The organism is Chryseobacterium sp. DZ-32 (assembly GCF_059587025.1).
Genome location: NZ_JCAIOM010000010.1, coordinates 86,409 through 107,067, shown reverse-complemented (window position 1 = coordinate 107,067; position 20,659 = coordinate 86,409). Strand labels below are relative to the sequence as shown.

General features: G+C 37.4%; 19 protein-coding genes. 15 read left to right on the top strand and 4 right to left on the bottom strand.

What is annotated here, in order from left to right:
- Positions 1-4: 4 nt before the first annotated feature.
- Positions 5-850, bottom strand: a complete 846-nt coding sequence (locus tag AC59HC_RS12920; protein ID WP_496558749.1) for an NAD(P)-dependent oxidoreductase — start codon at positions 848-850, stop codon at positions 5-7.
- Between the two features lie 212 nt (positions 851-1,062).
- Between AC59HC_RS12920 and AC59HC_RS12915 the strand changes: the two genes are divergently transcribed.
- Complete coding sequence (locus AC59HC_RS12915) at positions 1,063-1,692, top strand: chloramphenicol acetyltransferase (RefSeq protein WP_202840271.1); 630 nt, start codon at positions 1,063-1,065, stop codon at positions 1,690-1,692.
- A gap of 41 nt (positions 1,693-1,733) precedes the next feature.
- Here AC59HC_RS12915 and AC59HC_RS12910 read toward each other — a convergent pair whose 3' ends face one another.
- Positions 1,734-2,327 carry a Crp/Fnr family transcriptional regulator gene (locus tag AC59HC_RS12910; protein ID WP_202840273.1) on the bottom strand — a complete coding sequence of 198 codons (594 nt, stop codon included), beginning with the start codon at positions 2,325-2,327 and terminating at the stop codon, positions 1,734-1,736.
- A gap of 600 nt (positions 2,328-2,927) precedes the next feature.
- Between AC59HC_RS12910 and AC59HC_RS12905 the strand changes: the two genes are divergently transcribed.
- Positions 2,928-3,269: a helix-turn-helix transcriptional regulator gene (locus AC59HC_RS12905; RefSeq protein ID WP_202840275.1), complete on the top strand. Its 342-nt coding sequence runs from the start codon at positions 2,928-2,930 to the stop codon at positions 3,267-3,269.
- Between the two features lie 10 nt (positions 3,270-3,279).
- Here the strand turns inward: AC59HC_RS12905 and AC59HC_RS12900 are convergent, their stop codons facing one another.
- Positions 3,280-4,011 carry an MBL fold metallo-hydrolase gene (locus AC59HC_RS12900; RefSeq protein ID WP_496558748.1) on the bottom strand — a complete coding sequence of 244 codons (732 nt, stop codon included), beginning with the start codon at positions 4,009-4,011 and terminating at the stop codon, positions 3,280-3,282.
- 255 nt (positions 4,012-4,266) lie between these two features.
- Here AC59HC_RS12900 and AC59HC_RS12895 point away from each other — a divergent pair, with 255 nt between their 5' ends.
- The 7 genes from AC59HC_RS12895 to AC59HC_RS12865 all read left to right on the top strand — a co-directional run bounded on the left by AC59HC_RS12895 (position 4,267) and on the right by AC59HC_RS12865 (position 10,369).
- Positions 4,267-5,463 (top strand): MFS transporter, encoded by a 1,197-nt coding sequence (locus AC59HC_RS12895; protein WP_343638453.1) that lies wholly within the window; start codon positions 4,267-4,269, stop codon positions 5,461-5,463.
- A 206-nt stretch (positions 5,464-5,669) separates the two neighbouring features.
- Complete coding sequence (locus AC59HC_RS12890) at positions 5,670-6,371, top strand: DsbA family oxidoreductase (protein WP_496558747.1); 702 nt, start codon at positions 5,670-5,672, stop codon at positions 6,369-6,371.
- 105 nt (positions 6,372-6,476) lie between these two features.
- Positions 6,477-7,058 (top strand): 5'-methylthioadenosine/S-adenosylhomocysteine nucleosidase family protein, encoded by a 582-nt coding sequence (locus AC59HC_RS12885; RefSeq protein ID WP_496558746.1) that lies wholly within the window; start codon positions 6,477-6,479, stop codon positions 7,056-7,058.
- A 17-nt stretch (positions 7,059-7,075) separates the two neighbouring features.
- A complete protein-coding gene (locus tag AC59HC_RS12880) occupies positions 7,076-7,597 on the top strand; it encodes a GNAT family N-acetyltransferase (protein ID WP_496558745.1) in 522 nt (173 codons plus the stop codon).
- A 96-nt stretch (positions 7,598-7,693) separates the two neighbouring features.
- Positions 7,694-8,281: a Crp/Fnr family transcriptional regulator gene (locus tag AC59HC_RS12875; protein WP_482399876.1), complete on the top strand. Its 588-nt coding sequence runs from the start codon at positions 7,694-7,696 to the stop codon at positions 8,279-8,281.
- Between the two features lie 130 nt (positions 8,282-8,411).
- Positions 8,412-9,389, top strand: a complete 978-nt coding sequence (locus AC59HC_RS12870; RefSeq protein ID WP_496558744.1) for a 3-oxoacyl-ACP synthase III family protein — start codon at positions 8,412-8,414, stop codon at positions 9,387-9,389.
- 167 nt (positions 9,390-9,556) lie between these two features.
- Entirely contained in the window at positions 9,557-10,369 is an 813-nt protein-coding gene (locus AC59HC_RS12865) for an alpha/beta hydrolase (protein WP_496558743.1), read from the top strand.
- Positions 10,370-10,663: 294 nt separating this feature from the next.
- Here AC59HC_RS12865 and AC59HC_RS12860 read toward each other — a convergent pair whose 3' ends face one another.
- Positions 10,664-11,761 carry a TauD/TfdA family dioxygenase gene (locus AC59HC_RS12860; protein ID WP_496558742.1) on the bottom strand — a complete coding sequence of 366 codons (1,098 nt, stop codon included), beginning with the start codon at positions 11,759-11,761 and terminating at the stop codon, positions 10,664-10,666.
- Between the two features lie 216 nt (positions 11,762-11,977).
- Between AC59HC_RS12860 and AC59HC_RS12855 the strand changes: the two genes are divergently transcribed.
- Genes AC59HC_RS12855 through AC59HC_RS12830 form a run of 6 tightly spaced genes read left to right on the top strand, consistent with a single transcriptional unit; the run spans position 11,978 to position 20,659 of the window.
- Entirely contained in the window at positions 11,978-13,504 is a 1,527-nt protein-coding gene (locus tag AC59HC_RS12855; protein ID WP_496558741.1) for a pyridoxal phosphate-dependent decarboxylase family protein, read from the top strand.
- Positions 13,476-15,884, top strand: coding sequence for a GNAT family N-acetyltransferase (locus AC59HC_RS12850; RefSeq protein WP_496558740.1), 2,409 nt, complete (start codon positions 13,476-13,478; stop codon positions 15,882-15,884). Before AC59HC_RS12855 ends, AC59HC_RS12850 begins: the two co-directional genes overlap by 29 nt.
- Entirely contained in the window at positions 15,877-17,193 is a 1,317-nt protein-coding gene (locus tag AC59HC_RS12845) for a lysine N(6)-hydroxylase/L-ornithine N(5)-oxygenase family protein (protein ID WP_496558739.1), read from the top strand. The genes AC59HC_RS12850 and AC59HC_RS12845 overlap by 8 nt, the downstream gene beginning before the upstream one ends.
- A 7-nt stretch (positions 17,194-17,200) precedes the next feature.
- Positions 17,201-19,012 carry an IucA/IucC family protein gene (locus AC59HC_RS12840; protein WP_496558738.1) on the top strand — a complete coding sequence of 604 codons (1,812 nt, stop codon included), beginning with the start codon at positions 17,201-17,203 and terminating at the stop codon, positions 19,010-19,012.
- On the top strand, positions 19,009-20,412 hold the full coding sequence (locus tag AC59HC_RS12835; protein WP_496558737.1) for an MATE family efflux transporter: 1,404 nt from the start codon (positions 19,009-19,011) through the stop codon (positions 20,410-20,412). Before AC59HC_RS12840 ends, AC59HC_RS12835 begins: the two co-directional genes overlap by 4 nt.
- Before the next feature lies 1 nt (position 20,413).
- Positions 20,414-20,659: an acyl carrier protein gene (locus AC59HC_RS12830; protein WP_002979498.1), complete on the top strand. Its 246-nt coding sequence runs from the start codon at positions 20,414-20,416 to the stop codon at positions 20,657-20,659.

Below are 20,659 nucleotides of genomic sequence, written 5' to 3'. Positions count from 1 at the left end.
CATATTATTGTATTGTTTTCAAATAATTGATGATTCCTATAACGTCATCCTGACCGAATCCTTTATCATGTGCATTCTGATAGGTTTGAACCAGAGCCTCAGACAGAGGATAATCGGCACCTGCATTTTTGGCAAGAAGGATATCTTTCAGCATCAGGTCAAGGGCAAATGCCGGAGCGTACTGATCGGCAGTCAGCATAGGTGTTTTTACTTTGGTTGCCCCGCTTCCGCTCGCACTTTCGTTGATTATTTCCAGCATGTCTGATCTTTCAATCCCCAGCTTTCCGGCCAATAAAACTGTTTCTGCAAGCCCCTGATAAATGGCAGACAGAAAATAATTGACAGATAATTTTCCTGCAATACCTTTTCCGTTTTCACCTAAATGTTTTACAGATTTTCCCATTTTCAAAAGGTAGGGTATAGCCCGTTGAAGGTCTTTTTCTTCACCTCCTGCCATAATGATCAGGGTTCCTTCCTTTGCCGGCTGGGTGCTTCCTGCTACAGGTGCATCAATAAAGGAGGCCTCTTTTATTTTCACAGCAGCAGATGTTGCTGCAGACGCTTCGGGTGAGATCGTACTCATATCTACAAAGAGTTTCCCTTGAATATTTAGTGGAAGAATTTCTTCGTATACTGCTTTTACAGCAGTGTCGTTGGTTAGCATTGTGAATATAATATCACTGTTTTGAACAAGGTCTTTAATCTGGGTGCAGACTGTAGATTTTTCTTCAAAATCTTTGGCTTTTTCAGAAGATCTGTTATACACTGAGAGCGGAAATCCAGCTTTTTCAATATTCTTTGCCATAGGATGTCCCATATTTCCTAATCCGATGAATCCGATTTTTTCCATAGTATTTTTTCTATTTTTTATTGAGTAAGTCTTAATATCCTGATTGAAGAAGAGTCCTCTGAAAGGAGATCAATGAGTATATAAAATACGTTTGTTTTGCAGCAAAATATCGACCAAACAATCCCTTTACCCAATTAAGATTTAATTATATTTTTATCCATAAGCTTTTAAAACCGGATAAACTTTCAGAAATTTGCAGCAAATAAGAATTAATGAAGATCGTAGATATAGACAACTGGAACAGAAAAGAACATTTTGAATTTTTTTCTAATATGGCAAGCCCTTATTTTGGATTTACAACGGAGGTGGACTGTACAAAAGCTTATGATACCGCCAAAGAAAAAGGGTATTCATTTTTTGCCTATTATTTTCACAAATCTATGGTGGCCGTTAATAGAGTAGATGAGCTGAAACTCAGAATTATTGATGGGCAGGTGATACAGTTTGACACTGTTCATGCCGGCAGTACAATCGGAAGACCGGATGGTACTTTCGGTTTTTCATTCACTCCTTTCTCAGAAGATTTTGAAACATTCAATGCAGCGCTACAGGAGGAAATAAAAGGAGTACATGAAACCACAGGGTTAAGATTAAGCAACGGAAGACTGGGAAAAGATCACATCAGACATACTACTATTCCATGGAATTCATTCAGTGCGATATTGCATCCTACAGATTTTAATACAACAGAATCAGTTCCAAAAATCGCTTTTGGAAGATTCAATATCCGTGGAGGCAGAAAATATCTACCCGTTTCTATTGAAGCACATCATGGGTTGGCAGATGGCATTCATATAGCCAGATACCTGGAAGAGTTCCAGAAAGAACTGAATCAGGAATAAGACATTATAACAAAAGCCGGACTTAAAACCGACTTTTGTTTTTAGTAATAAATCTTCCCACGTTCTATTTTCAAAATCTGATCCTTTTCCATCTGTTTTATGGTGCGTATAACGGTTTCCACACGTAGTCCCGTCAATGAAGCAAGCTGCTGCCGGGTAAGAGGAATCTGGAAAGTATAAGGCTTTTTATCATCATGATAGCTTTTCAGATAATCCATCAGTAGTTTTAGTCTGGAAACCGGATTTTGAAAAGAAAGGTTATAGAGCATGATATATTTATAGTACATCCTTTCTGCAAGGCACTGATAGATATTTAATGAAATTTCGGGATTATCCTGGATCAGCTTCAGAAAGTTCTGTCTCGGCATGATGAAAATACCGGAGTCTTCCATTGCAATGGCATTCATCGGGTAGGGTCTGTCTACAAAAAGTAAAGATTCTCCAAAGCTATGGCCGTCTGATAATATATTCTGGATAAACTCTTTCCCGTCTTCCATATAATTATTAAGCTTAACTTTTCCTTTTTCAATCTGGTAATAATACATTGGTAAATCTTCTTCCCGGAAAATAATATCTTCTGCTTTATAGTTTTTAATTTCGGCTCCAAATGAGATGAGTAAATTTTCAGTGATCATAGTTCTATTTTTATTTTCAGCTAAAATTTTAAATGCTCTTTAAGAGACTGTTTAATGCTTCAAAATTTATAATAATAAAGGAACTGTGATTTTCTTGATTTCCTATGCAATGTGGTACCATTAATATACCACATATAATCACTTTTTTTGAGTAATTCTTTTGTTTAAATATTGATCCAGATCATAAAAAGTAACCTTGGTAATCCACTACATTTACAACCCATCAAAAAGTAACAGTACAAACAATGGCAAACAGGCTGATAAAAGCTGTTAAGAAATTTTATTAAAAAAATAACGTGGTATCTATGTGGTACACGCTTTTAATAAAATTTTAATCATTTTTTCTTTCTTTGCCAATATAAAATTGATATAAAATTCACATGTGGAATTTTTTTAACATAATTATTCAATAAATACAACCTATACACTATGAAACATTACATTATATTAACTAAAAGTAACAGAATTTTGAATACATAAAAATTAATTTACCCTCAATTAGTAAATCAGCAAAATACAGATAGAAAAGAGAAAAAAAGACTTTGTACTGATATGCGCAAAAGATGCCGTATCTGAAATAAGTAGAGATGAGAAAGTATTATGAAAAATAAAAAACCTGAAACGAACATAGAGGATTTGAATCAAAAGATTCTTGTACAAGACGAAATTATGGCTCTTGCCAAAGCAAATTCTCCACGACTGCTGAATAAATTCAGACTCGTCTATCCCGATTTTTTTAAGAAGTTATCTGCTATACAGCCTGCACTAAAAAATTCTGAATTGATCTTTTGTATTTACCTTAAGCTCAATATGACAACAAAGGAAATTGCAACCTGTATTTTTGTAACTCCAAAAGCGATACAAAACAGGAAAAACAGGATCAGAAAAAAACTCAATATCCCTTCGGAATTTGATATCTATAAATGGTTTAATGAAATTTAAACCATTTTTTTTAAACTTCTACAATAGTTTTATCCAAATCGTGATACAAAAGGATTTTCCAGCGGTTTTCTTTTGCTTCTTTTTCCCACTTCAGCCGTAATTCCATCGCCTTTCTACCGTCAAAATCATTTTTGTAAGCTAAATGATATTTTAAATAAGAAGCCTGCGGGAGGTCATCAGCTCCATAGAAAACAGTTTCATTATTTTCTCTGATCCAGAACACCTGCATAAAAGGCGTGTGTCCGCCTGCAACTTCATAGGAAATTTCATCTGTGATCTGTCCTTTATCATCATTCATCCATGTGATATTCGGGAGCTGAATCAGTTTTTCCAGGATCTCAAAATCAAAAGACGGATTGCCTTTATTTTCCATTGCAAAATCCAGTTCGCGTTTCTGTATATAAATCTGAGCGTTTGGAAAAGCGGCTTCAAAACCATTTTCTGTGAGCTTCACAGCTCCTTCAATATGATCTTTATGAAGATGGGACAGCAATAACCTGGTGACTTGTTGAGGACGGATATTTTCCTTTTCAAGAATTTCTGAAACCACAGTTGTTCCGGTACTGTTTTTCCAGCCAATGCCAGCATCCAGAAGGATATGGTCATTCTCAGTGATGATAAGAAATGGTTGAACCGACATTTTGATTCCACCAGCCTTATCAAAATTTTCTTCTGTTAAAAGCGTAAAATCCTTGGTTTTGCTTGCCGAAAAATTGCCTTCTTTAAGTGGAATGATTTTCATGCTGCAAATTTCCTTATTATTTCTAAGATTCAAAAAGTTTTTCGTCAATATATATTATCCATAAAAACAATCAGACAGACAGAATACTGAAATCATTCTACTTATCTCAAAATCACGCAGCATTCGTAAAAATGTAAAAGAAAAGAGCAGATTATTTCCTTTTTTAATGATTATCTTTGATCTCTTAAAAATCTGACAGTATATATCGTTATCTGCTTTCAGACTACTTTCAATTCAAATAAAACTTTATACGTAATGCAGGAGAATTCTTCCAATGGTATTTCCCGGACTGTTATCTGGCTTATGGCCGTTATTTCCGGACTGGTGGTGGCGAACAATTATTATAATCAGCCTTTACTGGCCCTTATTTCAGAGGAACTGCAGGTTTCTGAGAGTGCAGCAGGTAAAATTTCTGTACTGACTCAGATCGGTTATGCGTTAGGGCTTTTGCTGATTGTTCCGTTGGGAGACAAATTTTTCCGCAAGAAACTCATTTTAATTGATTTGTTTCTTGTTTTCGGATCACTTTTATGGATGACTTTTGCTACTCAATTATGGATGCTGTATGCAGCCAGCTTACTGATCGGGACAACTTCAGTTATTCCACAATTATTTGTCCCTATTGCAGCAGAACTTTCATCAGATAAAGAAAAATCCTCCAACATCGGATTGGTAATGTCCGGATTATTACTCGGGATTCTTCTGTCCCGCTTTGTGGGAGGAATTGTAGGAGAAGTCTGGGGCTGGAGAGCTATGTTTGGAATAGCGGCAGGATTGATGGTCATTGTCTGGTTAGCTGTCTATAAGATGCTTCCGGAAATGTCGCCCAATTTTAAAGGTAGCTATAAAGAGCTGATGCAGTCTGTAGCTCATCTTGCAAGAACACAGCCTGTTCTTCAGCTGGCATCATTCCGTGGGGCAATGGCATTCGGTTCTATGTGTGCTTTGTTTACCACATTGGTTTTTCATATGGAAAAACCACCTTTTAATGCAGGTTCTTCTGTCGTGGGAAGCTTTGGATTAGCCGGGGCTGTAGGAGCTTTAGCTGCTGCTAAGGTGGGAAAACTTCAAAAGTATCTGGATATTAACAGAATTATCTTGTATTCTTTACTGATTGTCATCGGAAGCTGGGGCTTTACCTATTTTGCAGGTGAAACCTATTGGGGACTGATTGTAGGAGTAATTCTTGTAGATTTAGGGGTACAGTCAAGCCATATTATGAACCAGACCAATTATTTTTTGATTAAATCCAATGCCGTTAACAGACTGAATACAGTGTATATGGTTTCTTACTTTATTGGAGGATCACTGGGAACATGGCTGGCTTCTATTGCCTGGCAAAAGGCTCAATGGACCGGCGTATGTCTTGTAGGAACTGTATTTGGAGTACTGGCTTTGATTGCCCATATTTTGTTTTCAAAAAAAGTCAATAAAGCAAACGCAGAAATGTAATTTTTTATATTTATGATTCGTTTAAGAAGCGGGATTTTATCTTTGATAAAATCCCGCTTCTTCTATTTTCATGTTTATTCAATTCGCGGATCTGCAGAACGCAGCCAGGTTCTTCCCAGCTGTGAGGATTAAATTGTAATAATTTTTGTTACATTAAATAAAATACCCTATCTTTGTACTATTAATTTGATTTAAAATTAAATACAATGAAAATAGAAATCTGGTCGGACGTAATGTGTCCGTTTTGCTATATCGGAAAAAATAATTTTGAACAGGCTTTGAATAAGCTTCCTTTTAAAGATGAAGTAGAAATAGAGTGGAAGAGTTTTCAGCTGGACCCAACTTTAGATCCGAAAGAAACTCAGGATACCATTCAATATTTCAGAGAGAAAAAAGGAGTAGCTGAAGCCCAGGCTGCTCAAATGCTGGGACAGGTTACCCAAATGGGAAAAGGGGCCGGAATTGATTTCAACTTCGGAAAAACATTGATCACCAATACATTCAGCGCTCATAAATTGCTTCATCTGGCTAAAAAGCACAACAAATCCAATGAAATGGAAGAGGCATTATTTATCGCTCATTTTATTGACGGCAAAAATGTTGGAGATACTGAAGTTTTGACAGCTCTTGCTGAAAGCTTAGGGATTGACAGAGAAGAAGCACTGCAGGCTATTACAACAGATCAACTGGATTATGAAGTGAATCAGGATATTCAGGAGGCAAGAAACAATGGCATTTCCGGAGTTCCTTTCTTTGTTCTGAACGGTAAATATGCTGTTTCCGGAGCTCAGCCTGCAGAAGTATTTGAAAATGCACTCCAGCAGACTTACAAAGAAACAGTGAGCCCGTTTAAGGATCTTTCCGGTGGCGGCGGTGCTGCATGCGACGCTGATGGATGCAGTATTTAAGATATGAGAACCCCAAAATAAATATTTGTTTTGGGGTTTTTAATTTGAATAGAGTCTTGTATCTTTGTCTTACAGCAACAAAAGCTGTATAAATCTGATTTTACAATGATAAAAATTAACGACGAAACCCACTATTCAATTGACGATACTCTTTTTGTTTTTGCATTGGATTCTGAAGCAGGAACTGTATTTGATGATAAAAATAAATTGATTACCGGCATAGGAAAAGTAAATGCGGCCATAGAATTAACCAAAGAGATTCACGCAAGAAAACCTAAGCTGATCGTGAATTTAGGTTCTGCCGGAAGTAAGGGATTTCACAAAGGAGAAGTGGTATGCTGTACAAAATTTATTCAACGTGACATGGATGTAAGAGGGCTTGGTTTTAAATTATATGAAACTCCATTATCAGGAGTACCACCTATACTGGAATATGGTCTAAAAATGGATACTTTGAAAGAAGGAATCTGTGGTAGCGGTGACAGTTTTGAAATGAACCACTCCGAAACAGATTACAATATTGTAGACATGGAAGCCTATCCTCTGGCATTGATTTCCCAACAGGAAAACATTCCGTTTTTATGCCTGAAATATATTTCTGACGATGCAGGAAGTGACGCAGTAGATGATTGGAGCGTACAGGTACATCTGGCTTCTGAAGCCTTTAAGAAAATACTTTTTTCATAACATTTATTCTTATCATTATGAGTTCAATTATCATTAATAAAGCCTCCGCCGAAGATGTAGAAATTGTACAAAGTTTAGGAAGACAGACGTTTTCCGAAACTTTTGCAGAAAATAATACGGAAGAGGCTATGAAAAAGTATCTGGAAGAAAGCTTTAATACGGAAAAAATAAAATCAGAGCTGAATAATCCTGATTCTCTTTTCTATATTGCCTGGGAAGAAGACAATCCGGTGGGTTACCTGAAAGTGAATTCCGGGAAGGCACAGACCGAACTTCAGGACGAGACCAGCCTGGAAATTGAAAGAATCTATGTAAAGAAAAGCCATCATGGTAAAAAAGTAGGCCAGCTTCTTTATAATCAAGCTCTGGAAACGGTTAAGCAGCTTGGTAAATCATACTTATGGCTTGGGGTTTGGGAAAAAAACCTGAGAGCTTTACAATTTTACAGAAAAAATGGATTCGTTGAGTTTGATAAGCATATTTTCAGGCTTGGGGAAGAAGAACAGACCGATCTGATGATGAAAAAAGTATTGGACTAATTTTCTTCAAAATAGAAAGATTGTATTAACCACTGATTGCACAGATTTTCACAGATGATTATGTAATACAATTTTTTATACCTTCTAAATACCAAAATGAACCATTCAGAATTTACAAAACATATTAATCACTATTATCCTTTATCTGAGGAAACCATTAAAGATTTATTGGATATCTGTACAGAAGAATATTACCGCAAAAATGATCTTCTGCTGGAATCCGGTTCTATGGCCAGGTATTATTATTTTCTTAAATCAGGATTAATAGGGTATTATACAGTAGATGAACAGGGAAATAATATCTATAAAATTTTCTTTGAAGAAAACAGCTTCATAGCTTCTACAGCAGCCATTATTAAAAACGAACCCAGCGATTTCAATATGATTGCACTGGAAGACTGCTCAGTAATACAATATCCCGCAAAAGCTTACCGTGAACTGCTGAAAAAACACCATGATCTGGCTCTTTTTCACCTGCATTATCTGGAAAAAAACTGGGTGGTAAAAAAAGAACCTTTGGAAGTTTCTCTGAAGTATGAAACAGCAAAAAAAAGATATTTGCAATTGCTTGATAATGCATCTCTTTACAACCGATTAAAACAGCATCACATTGCTTCTTATCTGGGAATTACACCTACACAGCTCAGCCGGATCAAAAAAGAAGTTCAGGGAGATACCTACTAATTACATTGTATCCATATTTTTAATAATCAGCTATTAATGATTTATTTCATGTTTCTGGGATATATCTCAATATTATGTTAAATTTACATTATATCACAAATAAGAGATATAATTAAAATATTAACCAGACATGAAGTTACATCACACGTATTTCTATCATCCTGATTTTGTAGAAAATAATACAGCTGTTATTGAACATTTTGAAAACCAGGAAATTTCAATGCAAAAGATTCAGAATGCTTTAGGCAGGGCAGAACGTTTTATTATTCCGGAGAATTCTTTTGAAACAACACTTTCTATGGGAATTGAAGCTGCAAGAGGGGTTCTTAATGAAAGTAATATTTCTATTCTCGATATAGATGTTATTATTTTTGTAAGCAGTTCTCCTGAACATTATATTCCCTGTGACGCTATCCACATCCACCATGCGCTTAACGGAAAACCGGATACCTTATGTTATGATATGAACGCCAACTGTATTGGAGCATTTATAGCGCTGGATCAGGTGTCAAAATATTTAAAAGGGACCCGGTCCGGAACAAAAGCTTTGATAGTTTGTGCCGAAAAATTCTCGGGGATATTAGATCCTGACAACCCGATTACTGCTTTTTGTCTTTCAGATACTGCTTTTGCTTTTATCGTAGAAAATGATGGAGACGACACCTCAGGGTTAATAGATGTATTATATCATACAGACAGCAGCTTTTGTAATACCGTACTTTATCCACCTAAAGGAAGTTCAGGTCATCATCACGGCGATCTGACAACCTGGGATCGTATTTTCGACGGAATGGGAAGTGTCAATTTTGCACTGGAAAATATCCCCCTGTTCTTAAAGCGCAATCAGATAAATCTGAAGCAGATTGATTTGTTTTTATTTTCACAGTTTTCTATCAAGAATATCAATATAATCCGTGATTACTTTCAGCTGCCGGAGGAAAAAATTCCTTTTTACTCTAAAGAGCTTGGGTATACCGGAGCATCCAGTCCATTTTTAGCTTTAGACCAATATCAAAAAGAAGTAAAATCATTAAAAAAAGGAGATTATATTCTTATATGGACACTGGGAACAGGCTATCAGGCAGGATTAATGCTTTGGAAATATTAATCATTGACTGATCTAATTTTATTAAAAGAATTAACAAAAGCTTCAACCTATGTTGAGGCCTTTCTCTTTTTTATGCTGCAATTTTGCTCTGTCAAAGATGCATTGGTACACAATATGTTTTAAAAATTACGATACCAGTGATTATCATTAATTAAAATTTTTTCAGCATGAAGAAGCTTATCAACATTGTAGTTGTACTGACAGCATTTGTACAGTTATCAGCACAAAAAATTATTCATCAGGAAATTTTCAGTCCGAAAATGAATAAAAAAATCAAAACAGTGATCATCACTCCCAATTTACAACCTAATACCAGATATCCGTCCGTTTATATTCTTCACGGCTTCAGCGGTAATCCGGACAGGATTATCAAGCAGGATATTCCTGATCTGGTTAAAAAAGCTCAGCAATTTAAAACCATTTATGTCCTTCCGGATGGAAACTACAGTTCATGGTATGTAGACAGCCCGATTGTTAAGGATTCCCAGTATCAGACCTTTATTGGAAAAGAACTGGTAGAATTCATCGGTAAAAATTATCCTGTGAAAGCTGAGAAAAAATTCCGCGGGATTTTAGGATGGAGTATGGGAGGTTATGGAGCTACCAATATCGGGGTTACGTACAACAAGACATTTGGAATCGTGGGAAGTTCATGTGGAGCACTGGATTTCAACTCGTTCGGGGAAGGATATCAGAAATATATGGTGAATAAAGTGCTGGGACCATTGGAGTCTATCAATCCGAATTTCCTTACGGACAACAAAATAAAACTGATGGCCGCAGCAGATCAGCAATATATTTTCGACTGTGGTACAGAAGACACTCAAATGATTAATATGAACAGGAATTTTCATAAAAAGCTGACTGAAATGAAGATCCAGCATCTCTACACAGAATCTTTAGGCGGGCACGTTCCGGAATACTGGAGCAGATCATTATCTGAACAATTGTCTTTATTTGACAGGTTTTTTAAACAGTAAATTACTCCACAAAAGACACAAAGTTTTTAACCAAATAAATTTTTAGAGCAAATTTTTATGCGGAATAAGTACGCATAAGTTTTGCTAAAATCTTTGATTTTCAACTTAGTGTGAACTTTTTTTGCAGCATCATTTTAAACTTGCTTCATTGAACTAAAATGTATTAATATATAAGCTTTTGTGACTTTTGTGGTTTGTAAAGTTTTAAAATTTATAAAAAACCTTTTTGAGCTATGCCCAAAAAGGTTTTCGATTGATTGAATGTTCAAAAATGCCAACTAACCAGGCATTCTATTAAAAATGTTGAAAGTTTTTCCCCAAATGCTCCTCTATCACAAAGAACGGATCTTCCGTAAGGGTGTGTGCTCTCATATCGATAAGACTTACTTTGCTCATCATACGAAGCATGATCCTTCTTTCACATGGCTGTTCTATACCGTCAATATTTCTTATTCCCGCACGGAAGGCCGATCTTCCATGAGCACATAAGTGATTATTAACAAGAATAACATCACCAGCCTGAGGAGTAAATCCTGAATAAATCAAATGTCGGGCTTCTTCCCAGAACTCATGCAGTGTATGCTGCGCTTCATCAGACTGTCTGATGCTGGAATTGAAAAGCTGTTCAGCAGCATCGAATCTCATGAAAGGAAGGCTGTAATTGCCATACAATACAGAATCCAGGGTTTCTTCTTCACTGTTTCCCGTTTCCAGGTTGGCATCTTTCGGAATTTTATAAATAGGATCAAAAAGAGCTCTGTACTTTTCCCCGATAGACTCATGAGAACGGATGGAATATAGCGTTGAAGGAACCTGCTCTTCGTTTCTCACATACATAAAGCTTAAAAAATCAGCCTGATGTTTCAGAAAAGCGTCTTCCGTATGGACATATAAATCTGTAGAAGATCCTGATCCTGTCTGTGTTTCTTTCATTTTTTCATCAGGAATGATGGCATGGATCAGTCCGCCGCCTTTACGCTGTGAATAATATTGTACCGGTTTTGATGGAAGTGCGCCATGGATAAGGGCACATGCAAAGCCATATAAATTAAATTTTGAATAATCGGCCGCCTGCCAGTTGGGAGGAGTAGAGCCTATATTCTCCTGATCGATATCCATGAGTCCGGTAAAGATCAGTGCACCATATTGATTTTTTGAAAAGTCACTCGCAAAATCAGCCGCTATATGCAAAATTCTCTCGGGTAAAAAATAAGACGCCAGCTGATGCACATGCTTAATAAAATCACGGTTTTCATAAGTGTCATACTTTTTCTGAAGATGCAATGCCGCATCTTTTATCATTCTTCTTTCCTGAGAGGTGACTTCTATGACCGTAGGAAGCAGTTTTACAGCTGTTAAACAGTCTTTATCTAAAATTTCTGTAGAATTCATTTAAAAAAATTTGGTGTTAAATAATAATTTTTATCTTTGTTTTTAATTATTCTAAATAACAATAGTCGAGTCAAATTTAGTAATAATTATGCAATCACCAAATAAAATATAATAAAAAATGTAAAATTTAAAAACCTGACTATCAGATATATATAATCATATATCGAAAAAACCACAACAATTCAAAGATTAAAAAAATCACATTACAAAACTTTTATGAACAACAATTTAATATCCCTTGAAGAGCACGCAAGTACAACTTCACCCCACATTTCGGGGAATTTTGGGAATATTTTTCATCCTGACAATTATGATCATTATCGTAATGCTGTCAACAGTACTTTGGACCTGGTTCAGGAATTTCTTCACAGAAACAACAAACCTTTCAGCGGTATAGAAGCCAGAACAATGAAAGGAATGGTACAACAGATTGATCTAAATCAAAAATTATCCAACTATAATGAGCTTCTGGCAGAAGTAGATGAAATCTACGTGAAACATGCCACCGCTTTTCACCTTCCACAATATGTAGCTCACCTTAACTGCCCTGTAGTAATTCCGGCATTGGCAGGGGAAATCCTTGTAAGTGCCATCAATTCTTCACAGGATACTTATGATCAGAGTGCCGGAGGAACCTTCATGGAAAGAAAACTGATCGACTGGACTGCCGGTCAGATTGGATATAATACGAATGAAAGCGACGGTGTTTTCACCGCAGGAGGCTCACAGAGTAATTTAATGGGATTGGTCATGATGCGTGACTGTTTTTCTCAGAAAAAATATAACCACAATATTAAAATGGATGGTCTGCCAGTGGAAGCAAGCCGTTTCAGGATATTTGTTTCCGATAAATCTCACTTCAGCAATCTGAAAAATGCATCCATTATGGGATTGGGTGAGAAAAGTATTGTTAAAGTTCCGACCGATGACCGTTTCCGTATGGATATTTCTCTTTTAAAGAAATACATTAAGAGGGAAGAGCAATTAGGAAATATTCCTATCGGAATCGTAGCGACAGCCGGAACTACAGACTTTGGAAACATTGATCCACTGGATGATATTGCCAATATTGCAGAACACTATAACATCTGGATGCATGTAGATGCCGCTTACGGTTGTGCTTTATTATTAAGTGAAAAATACCGTGATCTGATTAATGGCATTGAAAGAGCCGACTCTGTAACGATTGATTACCACAAGTCATTCTTCCAGCCGATTAGCAGCAGTGCTTTTATTGTTAAAAACAAAAAAGAACTGTTGATTCTTAAACACCACGCCGATTATCTGAATCCAAAAGAAATGGACGAAGAGGAAATTCCGGCACAGATCAATAAATCCATTACGCAAAGTACAAGAAGATTTGATGCGTTAAAACTTTGGTTTACCATAAGGATGATGGGGAAAGAACAGTTGGCAGAATATACGGACACCGTGATTGATCTTACCAAAGATGCTGCAGCGATGATCTCTGAAGATGCTGATTTTGAACTCCTTTCAGATTCCGACTTAAGTGTTCTTGTTTTCAGATATGTAAATCCGGAAATCCGTGATCTGAATGCCTTGAATCAATACATCAAGATGAAATTGTTCTATAGCGGAGAAATCCTTGTAGCCAGTACAAAAGTGGATGGGAACTTCTATCTGAAGTTTACCTTCCTGAACCCGATTACGACTACGGAGGACATTCATCAAATTCTCACCACAATCAAAAATCATGGAAAAGACTTTAATTCAGAAAAATAAAACGGGAGAAAAAGCCCGGGAAATTACTTTCAGAATTCTGTTGAACGGAATGCTGAGAGAACTGGGAAACGGAAAATTCTATCAGGGCGTTCCGAAATATGATCTTCTTACAGCAAAGGCTCTTCAGAACAGTGATTATTCATTGTTTATGAGATTTGAAATGAAAAAAAGCGGACTGTTTTTATTTGCTCCGGTTTCCTATCGTTCCGAAACTCTTTTTCATGAATACGGATCTGTTTTGTGGGCGGTAGATCATCAAAACCAGGAAGTTTTTGAAGTGAATGATCAAAAGCTTACTGAACTGGTTTACAAAGAACTTTCTGAAACTACAAATGAAACGGGTTTCAGAAACTTTGTGGAAAGAATTCAAAGCAGCTTAAGAAATCTGGAACTGACAACAGAAGCCTGTCTTCAGGATGATCAGCTTTTAACGTATTCTTTCCTTGAATCTGAGCAAATGCTTCCCGCAGGCCACAATCTGCATCCTTTCACCAAATCAAGAATGGGATTTTCTGAGGAAGAACAGTTGTTATACGGCCCTGAATTCGGAAAAGGATTCCAGCTGGACTATTTCCTGATTCATAAAGACTGCATCACGGAAAAGTCACTTCCAGGAATTTCTGCAAAAGAAATCTTTGAAAAATGGACTTCACTGCCAGAAAGCTACGATTTTGAAAACATCAATGATTTTTACATCGTTCCATGCCATCCATGGGAGGCACAATATCTTTTATCAACAGCAGAATACCCTGAAATGCTGGGTTCCGGTAAGATCATTCATATCGGACCACTAGGTGAGGATTTTTATGCAACATCCTCCATAAGAACGGTATACAATCCGGATTTCAGCTGGATGTTGAAATTCTCTCTGCATGTTTTAATGACAGGCTCCGTGAGAGCCAATAGTTTAAAAGATCTCAACAGAGGATATGCTTCCGCTATCTGGTGGCAGCAGGAAAAAGCCTCATTTGAAAATGACTTTCCGAATTTTAAACTATTGCTGGAGCCTTCCACATTAAGCGTTCATTATGAAGGGAAGAATATGGACAGTCTGAATATACTGCTCCGTGAAAATCCTTTTTCCAATGAAGATAAAGTGATTCTATTGGCAAGGCTTTGTCAGGATGAATCTACAGATGGATTCAATTTTACGGCGCATTTCTTTAAGAATGTTGCGAATCAATTGGGTGTAGATGCAGAAAAAGCAGCTATAATCTGGTTTGAAAAGTATGTAAATCTATTGCTTTCTCCTTTGAACAGATTGTACAATCAATTAGGCATGGCGCCGGAAGTTCATCAGCAGAATCTGCTTGTACAATTGGATAATCAATTGCTTCCTCAATCTATTTATGTGAGAGATGGACAAGGTTATTTAATCAAAGAAAGTTTCAAAGGACAATATGAATCTTTGATCAAAGATTATCCTGAAGTGGAAGACCTTTTCATCAGGGATGAGCGTCTTCTGGATATTATTTCTCACCATCTTCTGGTAAGTAACCTGAGCGCACTGATTGCTTCAATAGGTAAGACGGGATTGGTGAAAGAAAGAAGATTAATCCATATTCTGTACAGGGAATTTGAAAATCTTCATGACAGTGAACCTTCATCTTTAACGGATTATGCTTTGAATCAAAGATATTGGGCCGTAAAATCAAACCTTCAGTCGGCGGTTGCTGATGTAGACGGAGGCGTGAATGCTTCTTCAATTTCTTATGCTAAAGTTCCGAACCTTCTTCACAAACATTTCTTTTCGGATCAGTTAATCAATCCGCAGGGAACAGAGGTTTTCTTCAAAAGGTATTTCCAGAAAGAGGATGTTACTATGAGTATGCGTCCTATAGATCTTGAAAATGACCTTGAAATGCTTCATGAATGGTTCAACCGTGAACATGCCGTAAAAATCTGGCAGATGAACTGGCCTATTGATGAGCTGGAAACCTATTACAGACTGATGCTTCCAAGTGATGAAGCCCACAGTTACATCATCGCAGGAAACGATGAACCTTCATGCAATATCGAGGTGTATTGGGCTTGCAGAGATATCGTAGGCGATTATTATGAAGTATTGCCAACAGATTACGGAACGCACCAGTTTATTGCACCGACTGATCCAAAGAAAAAATTCGTTTCTCCATCCACACAATCTATGGTGGATTATGTTTTTGCACAGCCACAGGTAGGAAAAATGGTTGGCGAAGGATCTGTAGACTCGCTTGCGTCTATGATGAACAAGGCCCATGTAGGCTTCAAAGTAGAAAAAGTAATTGAAATGCCTCATAAAAAAGCCAATCTGAACTTCTGTTACAGAGAATGGTACTGGGAAAAATTCCCCCAGAATAAAGAGGTACAAATCACCACAAACATCACAAAAAATGACTAACGAAGCCGTATACAATGTAATAGGCATCGGTATAGGCCCTTTCAATCTGGGGCTTGCCGCATTATCCAATCCGATTCCGGAACTGAAAACCCTTTTCCTGGACCAGAGAGATGGTTTCGACTGGCATCCGGGACTAATGATCGACCATGTAACCCTGCAGACTCCATTTTTATGCGACTGCGTATCCATGGCCGATCCAACGAATCCTTTAAGCCTTTTGAATTATCTGAAAGAAACCGGAAGACTGTATAAATTTTTTATCAGAGAAGATTTTTTCATTCCGAGAAAAGAATACAACCGTTACTGCCAATGGGTGATTGAACAGCTTCCGCAATGCCGTTTTTCTACTCAGGTAGTGGATATTACGTATGAAGACGGTTTATATCATGTAACGACTATTCATACCAAAACCAAAGAAACGACTATTTTTAAAACGGAAAGATTGATTTTAGGAACAGGAACACAACCTCATATTCCTTCTTTCATTCCGAAGGATGATTCCCGTGTTATTCATACCAGTTCTTATCTGTATAGAAAAGAGGAATTGTTATCTCAAGGAAAGAAAATTGCCATTATCGGATCCGGACAGAGTTCAGCAGAAGTTTTTTATGACCTGCTTCAAAACAGGAACGAAGAAACCCAACTGGGATGGTATTCCCGTCCGGACAGATTTTTCCCTATGGAATATTCTAAACTGACGCTGGAACTTACTTCTCCGGATTATGTTGATTATTTCTACAACAGAAGCGAGTCTGCAAGAAAAACAATTTTAAGCAAACAGCAAGCTCAGTTTAAAGGAATCAACTACGATCTGATCAATGATATCTACGATTTTATTTACGATCTGAATATCGATAATGCTGATCCTAATCTTAAAATTATCCCTAACAGCCAGCTGAACAGAGTAGACAACAGCAATCCGGATTTTATCAATCTTGAATTTACCCAACTGGAACAGGAAGTCCCTTATGATCAGGAAGCTGATTATCTGATTTTGGGAACAGGATATCGTTATCATGAGCCTGCATTCTTAAAGAATATTCAGGATAGAATTAAGAGAGATTCCAGCGGATTGTTTGATGTTAACAGAAATTATTCAATAGACCACAACGGAGGAGAAATCTATGTGCTTCATGCTGAAGTACACACTCACAGCTATATTTCTACAGATCTGGGAATGGCTGCGTACCGTAATTCCTATATCATCAATGATATTCTGGGAAGAGAGCATTATAAAATTGAAAAGAAAATTGCTTTCCAGGATTTCGATGTAGAAAAATATGCCGATTTACCAATTGTCAAAATTTAATCAAAAAATGAACACCAACTTAAAAAATACAGTAAGCCAGGAAAACTGGAATCAGGCCAACAGAAACCTAATGGCCAAAACCATCGCAGAATTGATGCACGAAGAGCTTCTAAAACCGGTGGTAACCTTTGAAAATAAAAACGGATATACTGTTTTTACCCTTGAAACCGGAGTTGAAAATATTGTCTACAGCTTCCGCGGACAGGAAAGAATGATGGATTACTGGTATATTGATAAAGACAGCATTACAAAAACAGAAAACGGTGAAGATTTGTCTTCTGTAGATGTAGCGGCTTTCTTTCTGGAAATGCAATCAGTTTTTGACTTAGACCCTTATACCATTGCAAGATATACAGAAGAATTACTGCATACTTTGTATTGTGATGCTTTAATCTTATCAAGAGGAGTGATGTCTTCAAAAGATCTTGCAGATGCGGATTATCAGACGGTAGAGCATAATATGACCGGACATCCTTGGGTAATTGTGAACAAAAGCCGATTAGGTTTTTCTCCAAGAGATCTTAAAACATTTGCCCCTGAAGCCGATGAAAATTTAAAAGTAATCTGGCTGGCTTCTCATAAAAGCAGATCATCATTCCAGTCTTTGGAACATATTGACAGAGATGAGTTTTACCGTTCAGAAATAGGAGAGGATTTATACAATGATTTTCAGCAGCAGCTATTGAGCAAAAGAAAAGTTGTTGAAGATTATCACTTTATCCCTGTACATCCATGGCAGTGGGAGCATAAGCTTCAGATTCATTTTGCCGGAGATATTGCTTCAGGACTTTTAATACAATTGGGCGAAGGTAGTGATACCTACAGTCCGCAGCAGAGTATCCGTACTTTATTCAATGTAGATCATCCTAAAAAGAGATACCTGAAAACGGCTGTTTCTATTCTGAGTACAGGAAATATCAGAGGATTATCACCTAAACAGATGAAAATTGCTCCAGCTATTACAGATTGGGTAAAAGGCTTAATTAAAGATGATGCTTACCTTGAGAACAAAGAGACTATTTTCCTAGGAGAAGAAGCTGCCATCACTTATTTACATCCACAATATGGAGCTATTGCCAGCGTACCTTACCAATATAATGAATTCCTTGGCGCATTATGGAGAGAAAGTGCTGAAAATTATCTGAAAGAAGATGAGCAAATGGTAACCATGGCTTCTCTGCTTTATGTAGATGAAAATGGAGTTCCATTGGTTCAGGCATTTGCAGAAAAAGCGGGTGTAAGTATCAAAGAATGGATTGAAAGCTATCTTGATGCTTATCTTACCCCATTATTACACATTTATTACACGCATTCATTATGTGTAACACCGCACGGAGAAAACATTATGGTGGTTTTGAAAAACGGAGTTCCGAAGAGAATCGTCATCAAAGACTTTGTGGATGATATTGTACTTACTACAGAGGCCAGAGAAAAGCTTCCTGCACATCTTGCAGACGGTTTGATCCAGTCTTCCAATAAAGAAAATATCCCATTGTTTATTTTGCTTGGAGTTTTTGATGCCTTCTTCAGATACCTGTCGAATGCTTTACATACGTATTCCAACTTTAATGAAGAGACGTTCTGGGAACTGGTTCACAACTGTGTAGAAAATTATAAAGCTGAGAATACCCACCTTCAGGAACGTTACGAAAAGTATGACCTGTATGTTCCGGCATTCAAAAGATTCTATATCAACAGTCTGCGTCTGAAAAATAACGGTTACAGTGAAAACAAGGCATTTGCCATTCCGAGAAAAGACGGAGCACTGCCTAACCCGCTGTATCAGATTGCCAATAAAAATTCAGTAGCAGCAGTATGAGGAAATTCCTGCATATCCTAAAAGAAGGAGCGGTTTTTACCTATGGAGCCATAGCCGGAAAGAAAGTTGAACTGACTTCCGGAAGTATCAACCGTTCCATCTTTAGTCTTGCCATTCCCATGGTGATGGAACTTGTCATGGAATCTGTTTTTGTGAGTATCAATCTATTGATTATTGCAAAATTAGGCGACAAGGTTCTTGGGCTTGTGGGAATAACCGATAACTACGTCAACTTTGCCTATGCCATAGCAGTAGGTTTGGGAATTGCAGCAGCAACCCTTACCGCCAGAAGAGCGGGCGAAAAAGATAAAGAAGGAATGGGAAGAACAGCCCAATATATCATCTTGCTAGCCCTGTTTTTTGCAGTGCTTATTGGTGGGGTTTCCTGCTTTTTTGCATCAGAAATTGTTGATTTTTTGGGAATCAATGCCAGTACGGTAACCGAAGGCGTTTCTTTCTCAAGACTGGTCTTTCTGAGTATCGGGCTTGTGATTCTCCGCTTGTCTGTCAATGGGCTTTTCAGAGGGGCAGGTGATGCCGATATTGCCATGAAATCACTTTGGATCTGCCATATTTCCAATATCATCTTTGCGGTAATCCTTGTTTTCGGATTAGGATTTATTCCTGCTTTCGGATTGATGGGATTGGCGTATGCTACGGTTTTATCAAGGACATTAGGAGTTGTATATCAGGCATTCATATTCGCCACAGGAAAAACCAGCATCAGCATCAGAGTTCCTTTTCAGCTTGATCTTACATTGTTACAGAAGATTCTGAAACTCGCCTTTGGAGGATTGGTTCAGTATATCATTCCTACATCCAGCTGGCTGATTATGGTGAAAATCATCTCTACTTTCGGAACAACCGCGCTGGCAGGATACATTATTGCCCAGCGTATTGCTTCGGTCGCAACAATGCCTGCCTGGGGAATAGGAAATGCAGCAGGAGTGCTTACAGGACAGAATCTCGGTGCCGGAGAACCGGAACGTGCAGAAAAAACAGTCTGGAGAGCAGGAACCATCAACATGACTTATCTGGTCATTGTAGCCTTATTCTGGCAGATTGCAGCAGAATATGTGGTGAAATTTTTCACTACAGAACCGGAAGTTGCCAGATATGCGGTTCAATACATCCATGTGGTCTCTATGGCTTATCTGCTTTTAGGATTCACCATGGTGATCAGCCGCGCATTGAATGCAGCCGGAAATATTATGCAGGTTACCCTGCTTTATATTGTCATGTTTTATGTAATTCAGCTTCCTATGGCTTATCTCTTGGGGGTAAAGCTTCATTGGGAACTGACAGGAATATTTACCGCTATCGTTTCTTCGGAAATTGTCTTAGCAGTGTTATTCCTGATGATTTTTAGAAATGGAAAATGGAAAACTATAAAAATTTAAAATGAACACTACAGAAGAATTTTATGAAATTATCGCCTCTGCCATCGCTATAAAAAAAGAATTGGTAGATGAAAAGCTTACGTATCAGGAAATCCCGGAATGGGATTCTATGTCTCATCTTCTGATCGTAGAAGCGCTTGAACAGTTTTATCAGATCAAATTTGATTTTAATGATATTCTTGAGATGGGAACCGTCGGAAAAATTCGCGAAAAAATGAAAAAATACGATGTATTCGTAGAAAACTAA

Coding starts and splice junctions, on each gene's coding strand:
- AC59HC_RS12840 (WP_496558738.1), top strand. CDS start 17,201: ATGAACACCAACTTAAAAAATACAGTAAGCCAGGAAAACTGGAATCAG.
- AC59HC_RS12905 (WP_202840275.1), top strand. CDS start 2,928: ATGAAAAATAAAAAACCTGAAACGAACATAGAGGATTTGAATCAAAAG.
- AC59HC_RS12880 (WP_496558745.1), top strand. CDS start 7,076: ATGAGTTCAATTATCATTAATAAAGCCTCCGCCGAAGATGTAGAAATT.
- AC59HC_RS12835 (WP_496558737.1), top strand. CDS start 19,009: ATGAGGAAATTCCTGCATATCCTAAAAGAAGGAGCGGTTTTTACCTAT.
- AC59HC_RS12850 (WP_496558740.1), top strand. CDS start 13,476: ATGGAAAAGACTTTAATTCAGAAAAATAAAACGGGAGAAAAAGCCCGG.
- AC59HC_RS12870 (WP_496558744.1), top strand. CDS start 8,412: ATGAAGTTACATCACACGTATTTCTATCATCCTGATTTTGTAGAAAAT.
- AC59HC_RS12855 (WP_496558741.1), top strand. CDS start 11,978: ATGAACAACAATTTAATATCCCTTGAAGAGCACGCAAGTACAACTTCA.
- AC59HC_RS12900 (WP_496558748.1), bottom strand. CDS start 4,011: ATGAAAATCATTCCACTTAAAGAAGGCAATTTTTCGGCAAGCAAAACC.
- AC59HC_RS12865 (WP_496558743.1), top strand. CDS start 9,557: ATGAAGAAGCTTATCAACATTGTAGTTGTACTGACAGCATTTGTACAG.
- AC59HC_RS12895 (WP_343638453.1), top strand. CDS start 4,267: ATGCAGGAGAATTCTTCCAATGGTATTTCCCGGACTGTTATCTGGCTT.
- AC59HC_RS12875 (WP_482399876.1), top strand. CDS start 7,694: ATGAACCATTCAGAATTTACAAAACATATTAATCACTATTATCCTTTA.
- AC59HC_RS12920 (WP_496558749.1), bottom strand. CDS start 850: ATGGAAAAAATCGGATTCATCGGATTAGGAAATATGGGACATCCTATG.
- AC59HC_RS12915 (WP_202840271.1), top strand. CDS start 1,063: ATGAAGATCGTAGATATAGACAACTGGAACAGAAAAGAACATTTTGAA.
- AC59HC_RS12830 (WP_002979498.1), top strand. CDS start 20,414: ATGAACACTACAGAAGAATTTTATGAAATTATCGCCTCTGCCATCGCT.
- AC59HC_RS12890 (WP_496558747.1), top strand. CDS start 5,670: ATGAAAATAGAAATCTGGTCGGACGTAATGTGTCCGTTTTGCTATATC.
- AC59HC_RS12885 (WP_496558746.1), top strand. CDS start 6,477: ATGATAAAAATTAACGACGAAACCCACTATTCAATTGACGATACTCTT.
- AC59HC_RS12910 (WP_202840273.1), bottom strand. CDS start 2,327: ATGATCACTGAAAATTTACTCATCTCATTTGGAGCCGAAATTAAAAAC.
- AC59HC_RS12860 (WP_496558742.1), bottom strand. CDS start 11,761: ATGAATTCTACAGAAATTTTAGATAAAGACTGTTTAACAGCTGTAAAA.
- AC59HC_RS12845 (WP_496558739.1), top strand. CDS start 15,877: ATGACTAACGAAGCCGTATACAATGTAATAGGCATCGGTATAGGCCCT.